This is a genomic window from Pseudoalteromonas sp. GW168-MNA-CIBAN-0100, from assembly GCF_040309225.1.
In the GTDB taxonomy this organism is placed as follows: Bacteria; Pseudomonadota; Gammaproteobacteria; order Enterobacterales; family Alteromonadaceae; genus Pseudoalteromonas; species Pseudoalteromonas arctica.
On record NZ_JBEOOL010000015.1, the window covers coordinates 102,199 to 116,061 of the forward strand.

The 13,863-nt window shown below is 37.8% G+C and carries 12 protein-coding genes and 1 pseudogene; 8 read left to right on the forward strand and 5 right to left on the reverse strand.

The genetic code is table 11. The features are described 5' to 3' along the window. Positions 1-31 precede the first annotated feature (31 nt). Positions 32-790 carry a 4'-phosphopantetheinyl transferase family protein gene (locus AAEY62_RS11105; protein WP_350634944.1) on the reverse strand — a complete coding sequence of 253 codons (759 nt, stop codon included), beginning with the start codon at positions 788-790 and terminating at the stop codon, positions 32-34. Between the two features lie 141 nt (positions 791-931). On the opposite strand from AAEY62_RS11105, the gene AAEY62_RS11110 reads away from it, so the two are divergent. Further along, positions 932-2,254: a sodium-dependent transporter gene (locus AAEY62_RS11110; RefSeq protein ID WP_169060330.1), complete on the forward strand. Its 1,323-nt coding sequence runs from the start codon at positions 932-934 to the stop codon at positions 2,252-2,254. A gap of 95 nt (positions 2,255-2,349) precedes the next feature. On the opposite strand, the gene AAEY62_RS11115 is transcribed toward AAEY62_RS11110, so the two are convergent. Both AAEY62_RS11115 and AAEY62_RS11120 read right to left on the reverse strand, forming a co-directional pair. Next, complete coding sequence (locus AAEY62_RS11115) at positions 2,350-3,330, reverse strand: 2-hydroxyacid dehydrogenase (RefSeq protein WP_350634945.1); 981 nt, start codon at positions 3,328-3,330, stop codon at positions 2,350-2,352. 104 nt (positions 3,331-3,434) lie between these two features. After that, positions 3,435-4,007 carry a glutathione peroxidase gene (locus tag AAEY62_RS11120; RefSeq protein ID WP_350634946.1) on the reverse strand — a complete coding sequence of 191 codons (573 nt, stop codon included), beginning with the start codon at positions 4,005-4,007 and terminating at the stop codon, positions 3,435-3,437. Positions 4,008-4,128: 121 nt separating this feature from the next. On the opposite strand from AAEY62_RS11120, the gene AAEY62_RS11125 reads away from it, so the two are divergent. Next, on the forward strand, positions 4,129-5,010 hold the full coding sequence (locus tag AAEY62_RS11125; RefSeq protein WP_350634947.1) for an NAD(P)-dependent oxidoreductase: 882 nt from the start codon (positions 4,129-4,131) through the stop codon (positions 5,008-5,010). A gap of 808 nt (positions 5,011-5,818) precedes the next feature. Here AAEY62_RS11125 and sbcB read toward each other — a convergent pair. Then, positions 5,819-7,264, reverse strand: coding sequence for an exodeoxyribonuclease I (gene sbcB, locus AAEY62_RS11130; protein ID WP_197173868.1), 1,446 nt, complete (start codon positions 7,262-7,264; stop codon positions 5,819-5,821). Between the two features lie 367 nt (positions 7,265-7,631). Between sbcB and AAEY62_RS11135 the strand changes: the two genes are divergently transcribed. From AAEY62_RS11135 to AAEY62_RS11155, 5 genes and pseudogenes are all read left to right on the forward strand, one after another. Next, complete coding sequence (locus tag AAEY62_RS11135) at positions 7,632-8,906, forward strand: AAA family ATPase (RefSeq protein ID WP_309166476.1); 1,275 nt, start codon at positions 7,632-7,634, stop codon at positions 8,904-8,906. Positions 8,907-8,909: 3 nt separating this feature from the next. After that, entirely contained in the window at positions 8,910-9,611 is a 702-nt protein-coding gene (locus AAEY62_RS11140; RefSeq protein ID WP_309166475.1) for an RloB family protein, read from the forward strand. 209 nt (positions 9,612-9,820) lie between these two features. Continuing rightward, positions 9,821-9,907 (forward strand): annotated as a pseudogene (locus AAEY62_RS11145) (alpha/beta fold hydrolase); the annotation flags it as partial. A gap of 188 nt (positions 9,908-10,095) precedes the next feature. Next, on the forward strand, positions 10,096-10,503 hold the full coding sequence (locus AAEY62_RS11150) for a hypothetical protein (protein ID WP_101162764.1): 408 nt from the start codon (positions 10,096-10,098) through the stop codon (positions 10,501-10,503). A 281-nt stretch (positions 10,504-10,784) separates the two neighbouring features. Beyond that, positions 10,785-12,035, forward strand: coding sequence for a cation:proton antiporter (locus AAEY62_RS11155; RefSeq protein WP_350634948.1), 1,251 nt, complete (start codon positions 10,785-10,787; stop codon positions 12,033-12,035). Positions 12,036-12,137: 102 nt separating this feature from the next. Here AAEY62_RS11155 and AAEY62_RS11160 read toward each other — a convergent pair whose 3' ends face one another. Then, positions 12,138-12,596, reverse strand: a complete 459-nt coding sequence (locus AAEY62_RS11160) for a hypothetical protein (RefSeq protein WP_350634949.1) — start codon at positions 12,594-12,596, stop codon at positions 12,138-12,140. A gap of 469 nt (positions 12,597-13,065) precedes the next feature. On the opposite strand from AAEY62_RS11160, the gene AAEY62_RS11165 reads away from it, so the two are divergent. Continuing rightward, positions 13,066-13,473 (forward strand): hypothetical protein, encoded by a 408-nt coding sequence (locus AAEY62_RS11165; protein WP_024590869.1) that lies wholly within the window; start codon positions 13,066-13,068, stop codon positions 13,471-13,473. The last annotated feature ends 390 nt before the right edge of the window (positions 13,474-13,863 follow it).

The following is a 13,863-nucleotide window of genomic DNA, read 5'->3' on the forward strand; positions in this document are numbered from 1 at the left end:
TAAAATTACCTAGTAAAGTCACTTAATAAAGTTACTTAACAAAATCATTTAATAAAAAGCATCGCCAGTCGATGCTTTTTTTATGCACCACACTTACATCAAAACAAACATTGCTGTCACTGCTATCAACTACAGTAACGCGATTACTGCAAGCACTCAGCTTTGCACTATGTAATTCGTCAAACACATTGGGGCTAAGTAATTTTGCAATAGGGCGGCTGGTGGCTTTAGCAAGTGACTCTTTTAATGTCCAAATTCTAAAAAATGTATCTGCTTGGGCTTGGGTATTAGTAGGCTTGGTGATAAGTGTAATTTCATCATTATGATAAAAATGCTTAGCGAGCTTTTCAAACGGGCGCTTTAGGCTTACTTTTTCAATATCAAACCCAAACTCACTTTTATCAAAATTTAGCGCTACGCCAACCAAACCATGCGAGTGCGAAATACAGGTATTAATAACATCACCATTTACGTGTATTTGCAGCTTTGAGCTTGCCTCGTCAAATTCGGTACTCATTTTATTAAGGGCTACGTGCGCATGTTGCGGCTGCGCTACTTTAATAAGGTGTTTTAACAATAACCGCGTCGCTAAATACTCTTGCTTAGCTTGTGGGCTTTTACGGCGGTTTATAATGTTTAACTCAAATGGGCTTAAGCAATCGGGCAAATTAAAGTCACTAAGCTCAAGTGTTTTAGCATTAAATAATAAAATACTGTTACTCGCAAAAGACAAATTTGCCAATTGAGTTGAAGTAATACTCAAGGCGTTTTTAAAATAGTGTTCAGTCATAAAAGCCCTAAAGCAAAAGAAGTCGCTGATATTGTGAGCGGTTAACGCCACTAATACAGACTGGGTACAATTTTATTACTCAGCTGGCATGAAATATGGTTTAATTCACAATAATCAAAATAATAACAGATTTGTAGATGTATGGCACAAGTGCGTGATGGGTTTCAAAGCCGACTTGGTTTTGTTTTAGCCGCTGCTGGCGCAGCAGTGGGTTTAGGTAATATTTGGGGTTTTCCTACGCAAGCGGCCAACCATGGTGGCGGTGCATTTTTACTGGTTTACTTTATTGTTATATTTTTACTTGCGCTTCCTGCGCTGTATACCGAACTTTATTTAGGTCACAAAGCACAAGCTAACCCTGTAAAAGCATTGGGCGATGCATGGCAAAACACTAACCGTAAGGTTGGTGCTGCGGCAGGTTATATAGGCCTTGCGGGCGCAGTTGTTATGCTAAGTTTTTACTCAATAGTAGCTGGGTGGATGCTCTCATACGCTATTGAACCCATAACCACCTTTTTTGGGTTTACAGGCGCAAGCGAGTTTTTACATAGCGACTCAGTGTTGCGTAATTTTGTATTTACGCCGCTTATGCTTATTTTAACTGCCAGTATTATTTTAAAAGGTGTTAAATCGGGAATCGAAACCTGGTCGCGCCGTTTAATGCCACTGCTACTCGTATTGCTTGTTGGTTTGATTGCCTACATTGCAACACTCGATGGCGCAAGCGAAGGCTTTGCTGCGTATTTAATTCCTGATTTTAGCCAAATACTCGACCCTAACTTAATTATTGCCGCAATGGGGCAAGCGTTCTTTTCGCTCTCGTTAGGTGTAGGCTGTATGATGATTTACGGCTCGTATTTACAGCCAGATGCTAATTTACCAAAGCTCACCGCAGGTGTTGCTTTACTCGATACCAGTGTCGCGTTTTTAGCGGGCTTACTTATTATTCCTGCTATTTATGTGGCGCAGCACAACGGTGTAGAGGTATTTAGTGGTGGTAAACTGATTGGCGAAGGGCAACTTATTTTTGCTATTTTACCTGAGCTATTTAGCACCATGGGCGAAATTGGCTTATTAGTTGGTTTATTGTTTTTTGTATTAATGTCTATCGCATCGGTTACGTCAACAATATCGACCACCGAAATTCCGGTAGCGTTTTTAGTCGAAAACCACAACGTTAGCCGCACCAAAGCAACATGGGCAGTGAGCGCCGTTGTTCTCGTGTGTGCAAGCGCGATTATATTAAATTTTGATTGGTTATTTGGCTTAGTTATTATGCTATTCACCCAATACCAATTACCGCTTATGGGCTTGTTTTACTTTATTACAGTAGGGTGGATGTGGCAGCGTGGTAATAAATTACACCAAGCAACAACCGGCGTACATTACTGGTTTGCTCAGTATATTCGTTTTGTTTGCCCAATATTAATGACCTTGGTATTTGCAAACGTTGCCTTTGGTTAATTTTATCTAAACCCTAAAAATAGATTAATAAAGCGAAGTGAGCTTAAAACGCACTTCGCTTTTTTGTGCTTGTTATTTAGGTACAGCCAAGGTATTTATAAAACCTCATTAGTTAGAGGCTTACCTTCATTTACTTCAAGTGCATTTTGTATTGTTGTATTAGCAATTTCTGTGAGTGCCTCTTGGGTAAAAAAGCCCTGATGCCCCGTTACTAAAACATTTTTAAAGCTCACTAAGCGCGAAAATATATCGTCTTGATTTATTTCGTCGCTGTGGTTTTTAAAAAACAGCTCCGACTCTTGCTCGTAAACGTCGAGCCCCAAGTAGCCTAATTTTTTAGTTTTAAGTGCATTAATGCACGCTTTGCTGTTAAGCAGTGCACCGCGAGAGGTGTTAATAAGCATAACGCCGGTTTTCATTTTACTAAATGCCTCATCATCTATTAAATGATGAGTTTGCTCCGTTAAAGGGCAATGCAAAGAAATCACATCGCTTTGGCTAAGTAAGGTGTCTATATCGGTAATTGTATAATTGCCAGGTTGTGCGTAGGGGTCGCACACTAATACTTTAGCGCCAAAGCCATTTAAAATGTTGCACAGCGCTAGGCCAATTTTACCGCAACCTACAATACCCACGGTTTTATTGTGCAAGTTAAAGCCTAGTAATCCGTTTAAATCAAAATTGTCTTCGCGTACGCGGTTATACGCTTTATGGGTTTTACGGCTAAGCGTTAGCATAAGTGCAATACAATGCTCGGCTACTGCTTCTGGGCTGTATGCTGGTACGCGTAATACTTTAATTTTATGTGCTTTTGCTGCAGGTAAATCAACATTATTAAATCCTGCACAACGTAGCAAAATAGTATTTATGCCTTGGCTTGCCAATTGTTCAATAACAGTGGCGTTTACAGTGTCGTTAACAAATACGCATATGGCATCAAACCCGTTTGCTAAAATAGCCGTTTGTTCGCTCAGGGCTTGTTCAAAATACGTTATTTTTATATCGCGGTGACCGCGTGTACTTTGTTCAAAAAAAGGCAGTTCGTACTTTTGAGTACTAAAAAAAGCAATGTTCATGGTAATAGCCTCGACGCTTGAGTGTTTGTAGGGTAGTTAACCTTTAATACACTAAACTACTTTACAAGTAAGCGCCCAAGTAAAACGCATTTTATTGATTTAAATTAAGCCCTAAGCGGAGCCTTACTTGAGGTAAACAAAGGTATTTTTGACGATACTTTTTTACCACCTCTAGCAGCGCTTAACTTTGCGGCTTGCAGTAGGTTGCTTTCTATTACTTGTTTAAGTGTTTCGGGCTTAGTACGCGGTGCATAGCGTGCAACAAGTTGCCCTTGTGAGTTAATTAAAAACTTAGTGAAATTCCACTTAATTGCACGATTTTGCGAAATACCTCGCGTATGCGACTTTAAATAATTAAACAACGGATGTGTTTCTGGCCCGTTTACCATTACCTTACCAAATACCTCAAACGAGGTATTAAATTGATCTTGGTAAAAGTCTTTAATGGCTAAATTATCAAGCGGCTCATTTTGGCCAAACTGGTTACAGGGAAACGCAAGTACAGTAAAACCATTGCTTTTGTATTGCTGATAGAGCTTTTCGAGCGCATTTAATTGCACCGAAAAATTACACTTACTCGCTGTATTAACAATAAGGACGGTTTTGCCCTGTAATTGGCTAAGAGAAAAATTTTCGCTGTTAAAAAGTGGTGCATTAAATTGATAAATACTGTCCATAGGTTACCTACTTACCTTTCCCGCTAAGGAAATTTTATAAAGACTTTCATTCGCTTTTTTATCGACCGATTGACATAATCGAGGTCTAGTTTCTAAGTTATCAGTTAAATAGGTCATTTTTATGTCAATGAAAGTCGCATTTATAGGTTTAGGCGTAATGGGTTACCCAATGGCGGGGCATTTAGCAAAAGCAGGGCACAGCGTATGCGTTTATAACCGTACTCAAGCTAAAGCACAGGCGTGGACTGCAGAACATTCAGGAAGCCTTGCACCAACCCCGCGCGAAGCTGCAAGCAATGCCGACATCGTATTTATATGTGTTGGTAACAATGACGATTTACGCTCAGTTGTGTATGGCGACGATGGCGTGTTAGCGGGCATGTTGCCGCACACTATTTTGGTTGATCACACCACAACCTCTGCCGAAGTAGCACGCGAAGTGGCTGCAAAAGCGGCTCTGCAAAATATCGACTTTATAGATGCGCCTGTATCGGGCGGACAAGCTGGCGCCGAAAACGGCGTATTAACGGTTATGGCGGGTGGTAGTGAAGCTGTATTTGCTAAAGTGCAGCCAGTTATGGCGGCGTTTAGTCGTTTTAGCCAATTACTAGGTGGCGTTGGCTCAGGACAACTTTGTAAAATGGTTAATCAAATTTGTATTGCTGGTGTAGTGCAAGGTTTAGCCGAAGGCTTACATTTTGCCAAACAAGCAGGGCTTGATGGTGAAAAAGTTATAGAAACCATTTCTAAAGGTGCAGCCGGTTCGTGGCAAATGGAAAACCGCTACAAAACAATGTGGGCGGGTGAATATGAGTTTGGTTTTGCCGTAGATTGGATGCGTAAAGATTTAGGCATTGCACTCGATGAAGCTAAAAACAACGGCGCAACACTGCCAATGACCGCAACGGTCGATCAATACTACGCCGATGTACAAGCACTTGGCGGCGGCAGACACGACACCTCAAGCTTACTAGCACGCATTGAAGCGCTGCATAAAAAGTAACGTTTACGTTGAGTATTTAGATGTAGACGCCAAAGTATAGATTTGTGTTTTTTTCGTAGACGCCAAGCTTGCGTGACGGGCAAAGCCCGTAAAGTGATTTATTCACAAAGAGGTTTAGAGGCGCTGCGCTTTTAGAGGAAGTAATAAGTCTAAAACGGTTGTTGCTTTTATGTTTACTTATTTACTTCTCATTCGCTTCTCTTTGTGAATAGAGTTTTATTTAAGTAATTAAAAGCTGTGCTTTTCACGTGAGCAAGCTCAACGTCTACGTCAAAGTGTAGATTTATGGTTGTTTTTGTAGACGCGAAGCTTGCTTGCGTGATGGGCAAAGCCCGTAAAGTAATTTATTCACAAAGTGGTTATGAGGCGCTGCGCTTTTAGAGGAAGTAATAAGTCTAAAAAATTATTGTTTTATGTCTTCTCATTTACTCCTCATTCGCTTCTCTTTGTGAATAGTGTTTTATTTAAGTAATTAAAAGCTGTGCTTTTCACGTGAGCAAGCTCTACGTTTACCCCAAAGTATAGATTTATGGTTGTTTTTGGAGACGCGAAGCTTGCTTGCGTGATGGGCAAAGCCCGTAAAGTGACTTATTCACAAAGAGGTTATGAGGCGCTGCGCTTTTAGAGGAAGTAATAGATCTAAAAAATTATTGTTTTTATGTTTCTCATTTACTCCTCATTCGCTTCTCTTTGTGAAATAGATTTTTCTTTTTTTGAAGTGGTACAGATATTTATAAACAAAAAACGCGACACTTTATTGCTAAAGTGTCGCGTTTTTAATGCGTTATATAAACAAAATTAAAGTAAATTACATGCTTTGAGCGTAGTTATACAGCGCCTTTAAAATTGTAAGATTTTTTTCGCTGTCGTCATGTTCATGCGCTAGGTTTTCAAGGGTGATCATAAAATCTTGCGCATTAATCGACGGTTGATCTTCCCCGTGCATTAACTTGTTTTGGCAATACTGGCGCCATTGATCAAGCTCTTGCTGGTTTAGCGTTTCAGGCCAGTTACGGGCGCGGTATCTAAACAACAACGTATTAAACTTTTTATCTTCAAAGTCTAACTTCAACCCAGCTAATTCATCTGGTTTAGCATCACGAATAATAGCAAATTTAGCTTTGTCAGCATGGCTTGTAAACCCATCGTAAAGTAAGTAGTCAACGTTAGTGGTTGCGCTGTAATCGCCTTGCTCGTTAAACACTTCGGTTACTTTATCGCGAAGGTCGGTATTGGCTTTTAAAATAGCTAAGTTAGCTAAGCACTGCTCGCGGTCAATCCCAAGGCGGGCGGCGTTTTCAGGCAATAATGTTTTAGCTGGGGCTAAAATAGGGCACTTGTTTAAATGCACAAGCTTTAAGCCAACAGGTAAATCGTCCTCGGCTAAATCTACACGTTTGGTGTATAAACGTTTGCGTAACTCTTCTACGTTTAAATCAATGAGCACTTGCGGGTTTTGGGTTAAATCAAAACAAATAACCGCGTTTTTATTTACTGGATGAAAGCTCATTGGTGCAACCCAGCTTGTACAGCCTTGTGTTGCAGGTATGCGCGACGTGGTATGCACAAGCGGCGTCATGTTAAATACATCAACCAATTCAGCAAGGGCTTTTTTGCCACGCAGCCCAAAAAAGAAGTTATATAGCTTTGGTTGCTTTTCTTTTATTAGCTTAGCCAGTGCAATAGTGGCGGTTACATCGCTTAGTGCATCGTGCGCTGCGGCGTGTTCAATACCATTGGCTACGGTTAAATGTTCTAGCTTAAAGCTTGGGCTGCCGTCTTCTTTTAACGGCCATTCAATGCCTTCAGGACGCAGTGCGTAACAAGCACGTACTAAATCAATAATATCCCAGCGGCTATTGTTATTTTTGTATTCACGCTCGTATGGGTCGTAAAAGTTACGGTAAAAGCTATAACGGCTTACTTCGTCATCAAACCGAATACTGTTATAACCGGCAACACAGGTGTTTGGCACGCTAAATTCGGCATGAATTTTTGCTATAAACTCAGCTTCAACTAAGCCTTTTTTCATCGCCACTTGTGGCGTAATACCCGTAATTAAACACGCCTCAGGGTGAGGCAAGTAATCCGCTTGCGGCTTACAATATTCAATAAGCGGCTCGCCAATAATATTTAAATCAAGATCGGTACGAACACCCGCAAACTGGCTCGGCTTATCCTTTTGAGGGCTTGCTCCCCAAGTTTCGTAGTCGTGCCAGTAGATTGTTGCTTGATTTTGCTCTTGATATGCCATGCTGAAAACCCTGAGTAGTTAACTTAAAAACGCCTAAATGCGTGCCAAGTTACTAAAATAATGAATTATTTAGATTATGGCATATGGGCGAGGGAGTTTATAGGTTTGGATGATAAATGATGTACAGGTTGATCTTTTTCAAGTATGTAAGACAAGAATTTATTCTTTTGTCTCTACTTTTATATATTAACTAATTAACTTTAAAGTCTGCTTGAGGAGCAAAATTATTTATAAATAACTGAATCAAAGTATGAGTAAAACTTTACTTGCATAAATGTTAGAACAATGTATAAGTAAGCTTAAATAGCAATAATTCTGTCTAATATGGCATTTATAGCCAAAAAAAGACTTTTAATTGGGTTTGTATATGATTATTGAGCTAGTAGTTGAAAATTTTCGTTCAATTAAAGAAAAACAACGTTTAAGTCTTGTAAAATCTAACTTTGGAGATGCAGATAACAATTCATTTAATCCACTAGCCCCTGGGACATCGGATTTACTTAAAAGTGCTGCAATTTATGGAGCAAATGCTGCGGGAAAATCTAATTTCATCCTTGCATTATCAACAATGCAAGAAATAGTTATTATGTCTGCTAAAGATAGACAAAGGGGCTATAATTTACCCGTCCAGCCTTTTAAACTTTGTGACTCAACTATAGATGAGCCAACTGAGTTTGAGGTTACTTTTATTGCTGATAGTGTTAAATATCAATATGGCTTTTCTACAAACTCAACACAAATCACAGCAGAGTGGTTATACGCTTTTCCAAACGGAAAGCCCCAAAGATGGTTTATTCGTGTATTAGATCCAGAAACTAGTGAATATGTTTGGGATTTTGGGTCTTATCTAATGGGGAAGAAACAACTCTGGAAAGAAGCAACTAGATCAAATTCATTGTTTCTATCTACTGCAATTATGTTGAATAGTGAGCAATTAAAACCAGTTTACGATTGGTTTTATAAAACACTTAAGCTATCTGGTATTAGTGGATGGAATATGGAATATACAGCTAAACTTTGTCAAAAAAATGAGAGCAAAGAGCATGTATTAAATTTTTTAAAAGCTGCTGATTTAGATATTGATGATATTAGGGTTGATACAAAGAAAATGGACAAAACATATTTTCCTGATGAACTACCTGCTTCTATCAAAGAAAAAATGTTAGAAGAATTAGAAGGCGAAGAGTTCCACGAAATTAAGACAATACATAAAACTTCTTCAGGTAAAAACATGTCATTTGATTTAAGTGACGAATCTGATGGAACTCAAAAGATCTTCGCGTTTGCGGGACCTTGGATTGATAGTTTAAACAAAGGTAAAGTGCTCTTTATTGATGAGTTACATGATAGTTTACATCCGAGCATTGTTAAATTTTTAGTTAGCTTGTTTCATGATAAAAAAACAAATCCTAATAACGCTCAGCTAATTTTTACTACACATGAAACATCAATTTTAGATCAAAATATCTTTAGAAGAGATCAAGTATGGTTTTGTAATAAAGAAAAGAATCAATCTACATCGCTTTATCCATTAACAGATTTCAGTCCTAGAAAAGGTGTTGAAAATTTAGAAAAAGCATATTTGACAGGTAGATATGGTGCTTTGCCTTTAATCTCAGCATTAGAATATATTGGAGAATAAATTTTGGGTAGTGAGGATTTATTTCATAAACATAAAGCTAAAAGACAGAAAGATTTAGAACGTAAGGTTTCATCAAGAAAGCCTTACGATCGTATTTTAATAGTCTGCGAAGGTAGTAAAACTGAACCAATATATCTTGAAGAAGCTCGAATTGAACTAGAGCTTGACTCTGCGAATATTATGATCGATGGAACTTGTGGTTCGAGTCCTATATCAGTAGTGAAGCATGCAGAATCTATATTCAAAAAGGAAGTTCTTAGTGGAGGGCTATACAATCAAGTGTTTTGTGTGTTTGACAGGGATAATCACACTACTTATTTAGAAGCAATAAAATATGTAGATGTGCTTAATAATAACCTTATTCAAGAAAATATAAGTAATGAGCCTATATTTAATGCAATTCATTCAGATCCATCTTTTGAATTTTGGTTGTTGTTGCATTTCAATTATTCAACGAAACCGTATCAACCCAAACAGGGTAAAAGTGTAGGAGATCAAGTAATAGATGACTTGAAAGTTTATATGCCAAAGTATAAAAAAACTCAAAAAGGTATTTTTAAAACATCACTTGATAATGGTTCATTAAATACAGCACTAAATTATTCTCAGCAGATATATGATAGAGCAAAAGGGTCAAATAATATGAACCCAAGTACAAATATGCATGAGTTGATAACATACCTTCAAGAAGTTAAAGGGTCATAAATCAGGAATATCCATTTAGATAACTTATTTGACTCAATATATTAACTACTTCTGAATTCAGAAAATTAATTACAAAAGTATAAGTTCGTATTTATTGACATTGAGTCTAGGCTAATCACTAATATCAATAAAGCTACCCTGTTTATTAGTATTAGTGCCTTTCCTTCTGAAAATCATGTCGCTTCATCTTTGATTATGAATAATTTACCACAAATAAAAGCTATCACTACTCGCAAAATGATGAGCCAGAAATGGTTGTAGCCCAAGTAGTGAAGTTGCTTGAACGCACTCAATAAGTTTAAGTTTCGTTGGTTGTTTTTATAAATATCAATTTTCATAAATTAGTAATTTGGCATTAGACTAAAGTCTATAGGTTAGATTTATTCACTTATTAGGTTTGTTTTAATCGTTTGTCGGTTTTGTGTTAATTCTCTAAAGTTTAGTTGTCGGCAACAAGCACGGCTTAACCAACAGGACTACGACCATGAAACTTACTCTTATCAAAACTATCGCTCTTAGCTCACTACTTACATGTTCAGCTGCTGCAATGGCTGAGCAAAGTGATTACAAATTAATGGTTATTGAAACTGCAACAGCGCCACAGCCACTTGAGCAATCATTTAATAGCTGCGCACTGAATGTTAAGTCAAAAAATTACGCTGAGGCTGAAGCAATTTGTACTAAAGCAATTGCGCTTTTAAAAGACGCAGATGGCCCTAAATTTAAAGTACGCCAACTTACATCGTTTGCATTAAGTAACCGTGGTGTTGCACGTTTAAAAGCGAACAACGACACTGCTGGCCTTGCTGATTTATACGAAGCAAACCAAATGTCTACAAGTACAATGGTATCGCACAACTTAACTCGCGCTAAAGAAGAGCTTTCTTTATAAACACTTTATAAAGTGCTTACCAAAAGCATGTTATAAAATAGCGAGAGTAAAAAAGCCCATGTTAGGTTAATTCCTAACATGGGCTTTTTTGTTTTATTTAATGCGTAAGTTAATACCTTAAATATGTTAATAGAGTAGGGTGTGTATTTATAATTAATATTTTGGGTATGCTTGTTTAGGCTACGCGAATATAATGCGAGATAACCGTATAAAAACTAATAACCCTTCTGCTTTGCTTATTTTGAGCAAGGCATCATTAAATAAATATTGAGATTTAAACCATGGCACCAGGAACCAGCCTAAGCGTACTTGAAATAAGTGCGATATTTTTATCAATTACCGCGTTACTCACCTATGTAAACCATCGCTTTATTGGCTTGCCAACAACCATTGGCGTTATGGTTATTTCGATGCTTTTATCTATCGGCGCTATATTTTTGGGCTTTTTAGGGTTTGATGATCTTATAGATTACGAAGTGAGCTTGCTCGATCAGTTAGATTTTACTGAAGTTTTGCTTGATGGCATGCTCTCTATGCTGCTTTTTGCTGGGGCGCTACATGTAAATGTTAGCGATTTAAGGCGCTATAAATTGCCAATCGGTATTTTGGCCTGTGTTGGTACGTTGCTATCAACGGTTATTATTGCAGGCGCGCTTTATTTAGTACTTCCTTTGCTTGGTTTTGATTTAGCGTTTATTTGGTGTTTACTGTTTGGCGCATTAATTTCGCCAACCGATCCGATTGCGGTAATGGGAATTTTACAATCTGCGGGGGCGCCTAAAAGTATTGAAACCGTGATTGCGGGTGAATCGTTGTTTAACGATGGTATAGGCGTGGTTATTTTTGTGCTTTTATTGGGTGTTTTATCAAGTGGTGATATTCCTACAACTTATTATGTAGCACACTCGCTGGCGGTTGAAGCCGGTGGCGGTATTGTTTTTGGTTTGGTATTAGGTGGTATTTTATATTACTTACTTAAAAGTATTGATAGTTACCAAGAAGAAGTATTACTTACTTTGGCGGGCGTTATTGGTGGTTATGCACTTGCAAGCCATTGGCATTTGTCGGGCCCACTTGCAATGGTAATGATGGGGCTAATGGTGGGCAATCATGGTCGTAGTATGGCTATGAGCGACAAAACACGCCATTACGTTGATTTATTTTGGGAGCTGATTGACGAAATTTTAAATGCCATTTTATTTGTACTCATAGGGCTTGAGGTCGTCATGATTGCATTTTCGAGTAATTTGTTTATTGCTGGTGGCTTAACAATTTTAATAGCGTTACTCGCACGTTTAATTGTTGTGGGTATAACAACCACTACATTTAATAAGCAATTAGAGTTGCCATCTGGCGCATGGAAAGTTTTAACCTGGGGTGGCTTGCGTGGTGGTATTTCGGTTGCACTGGTATTGCAGTTACCTGATGGGAACGAGCGCGATATTTTATTGGCTCTCACTTATGCGGTTGTGGTGTTTTCAATTTTAATTCAGGGTTTGAGTATTGGTAAAGTAGCCAAAACTATCCGTTAAATATAAATTGGTTGGATCAAACCTGTTAAATGTAATTTTTTAAAAAGCGTGTGAAATAGCTGTATTTCACACGCTTTTTATTTTTCTTATAAAAAAGGGTAATTAAAACGTAAAGCTGAGCTGCAAACCGCTGTAAATATGTTCTTGTGCTGCCCAGTAGTCGCCATCTATTTGGCGTGCTCGGGTAAATACTTCTATTTTAAATGGCTTAAAGTGATAACCCGCACCTATACCTGCGTAACCGTCTATGTCGTTGTTCGATTTTTCTATTTGGTAGGTGTTATCGCCTCTATCGTTTTTAAAGGCGAGTTCGAACAGATCTAAGCCAAGCTCGGCGTATATAAAAAAGTCATTAAAATAACCAAGCTTCATGCCATTGTCCCACGTTATAAATTCTTCTTGCTCGCCTTGTTTATTATTGATTACTGCCGCGCCAATTGCGCTGGTAAAAACAACACCAAAGTTACTGTAATTTTGTTTGACCATCATTTCTACACCCGCAGATGTAATGCTGCTATCGCCATTAAATTCTGATTTTATAAACATACCGGTGTTAGGCATGTCATTACCGAGCAAAAGCCTTGCGTTAACATTTTGGCTAAATGATAAAAGCGTGCTTAATAAAACAAAAAGAGGAAGTGTGTGTTTCAAAAAAGTTAACCCATTAATGATGAAAAGTTACCAGAGCCGTAATTATAAATACATAACTTAGTATTGCATGTAATTAAATGTATAAATTTGTTTGATTGTTACTCAGCTATGCAAAAACAAGGTGCTTAAAATAAAACCGACTAAATAAAAGCATAAATAATTATATGTATTTTAAAATGCAAAGTAGCGATTTTAGGCACGGAAGATGGTGCGTAAGTTATTTAAATATATAGAAAAAGTTTAAACGTATTAGACTAAGGTCTATAGGTTAATTTTTCTCACTTATTAGGTTTGTTTTAATCGTTTGTCGGGGTTGTGGTAATTCACTAAAGTTCAGTTGTCGGCAACAAGCACGGCTTAACTAATCAGGAATATGACCATGAAACTTACACTTATCAAAACTATCGCTCTTAGCTCACTATTAACATGTTCAGCTGCTGCAATGGCTGATCAAAGTGATTACAAATTAATGGTTATTGAAACTGCTACAGCGCCACAGCCACTTGAGCAATCATTTAATAGCTGCGCACTGAATGTTAAGTCAAAAAATTATGCGCAAGCGGAAGAAATTTGTACTAAAGCAATCGCACTTTTAAAAGACGCAGATGGCCCTAAATTTAAAGTACGCCAACTTACGTCATTCGCATTAAGCAACCGTGGTGTTGCACGTTTAAAAGCGCATAACGATACAGCTGCACTTGCTGATTTATACGAAGCATCAAAATTGTCTAACAGCTCAATGGTATCGCACAACTTAACTCGCGCTAAAGAAGAGTTATCGTTATAAAAAACCTTTATAACGCGTTTTATAAAGTACTTACTAAAGCATGATATAAAATAGCGAGAGTAAAAAAGCCGATGTTGGGTTAAATCCCAACATCGGCTTTTTCGTGTTTATAGCATTGATAAAATGCATTACATACATCATCACAATATAAAAGTAACACTCCTCATATAACGCCCAGCATCCCTTGTGTTTTAAATCTGTGCACTTATAGCCTCGCTTAGAATTAATTGATGATTAATTCTCATGGTGACCTATCAAAAAAGTAGTTTGTTTGTTGCTGAAATGTTAAGCAGAATTTGAGAGCTAATTTTAATACCTAGATTCAAATTGTAAGTGCATAACTTGTTTTGGCTAGATTAAGTGGTCAGTTGCTCATAAGCTAACTGCTTT

Excerpts from the sequence above, each read along its gene's own strand:
- AAEY62_RS11150 (WP_101162764.1), top strand. The coding sequence starts at position 10,096 with ATGAAACTTACTCTTATCAAAACTATCGCTCTTAGCTCACTACTTACA.
- AAEY62_RS11160 (WP_350634949.1), bottom strand. The coding sequence starts at position 12,596 with ATGCCTAACACCGGTATGTTTATAAAATCAGAATTTAATGGCGATAGC.
- AAEY62_RS11110 (WP_169060330.1), top strand. The coding sequence starts at position 932 with ATGGCACAAGTGCGTGATGGGTTTCAAAGCCGACTTGGTTTTGTTTTA.
- AAEY62_RS11165 (WP_024590869.1), top strand. The coding sequence starts at position 13,066 with ATGAAACTTACACTTATCAAAACTATCGCTCTTAGCTCACTATTAACA.
- sbcB (WP_197173868.1), bottom strand. The coding sequence starts at position 7,264 with ATGGCATATCAAGAGCAAAATCAAGCAACAATCTACTGGCACGACTAC.
- AAEY62_RS11125 (WP_350634947.1), top strand. The coding sequence starts at position 4,129 with ATGTCAATGAAAGTCGCATTTATAGGTTTAGGCGTAATGGGTTACCCA.
- AAEY62_RS11155 (WP_350634948.1), top strand. The coding sequence starts at position 10,785 with ATGGCACCAGGAACCAGCCTAAGCGTACTTGAAATAAGTGCGATATTT.
- AAEY62_RS11135 (WP_309166476.1), top strand. The coding sequence starts at position 7,632 with ATGATTATTGAGCTAGTAGTTGAAAATTTTCGTTCAATTAAAGAAAAA.
- AAEY62_RS11105 (WP_350634944.1), bottom strand. The coding sequence starts at position 790 with ATGACTGAACACTATTTTAAAAACGCCTTGAGTATTACTTCAACTCAA.
- AAEY62_RS11120 (WP_350634946.1), bottom strand. The coding sequence starts at position 4,007 with ATGGACAGTATTTATCAATTTAATGCACCACTTTTTAACAGCGAAAAT.
- AAEY62_RS11115 (WP_350634945.1), bottom strand. The coding sequence starts at position 3,330 with ATGAACATTGCTTTTTTTAGTACTCAAAAGTACGAACTGCCTTTTTTT.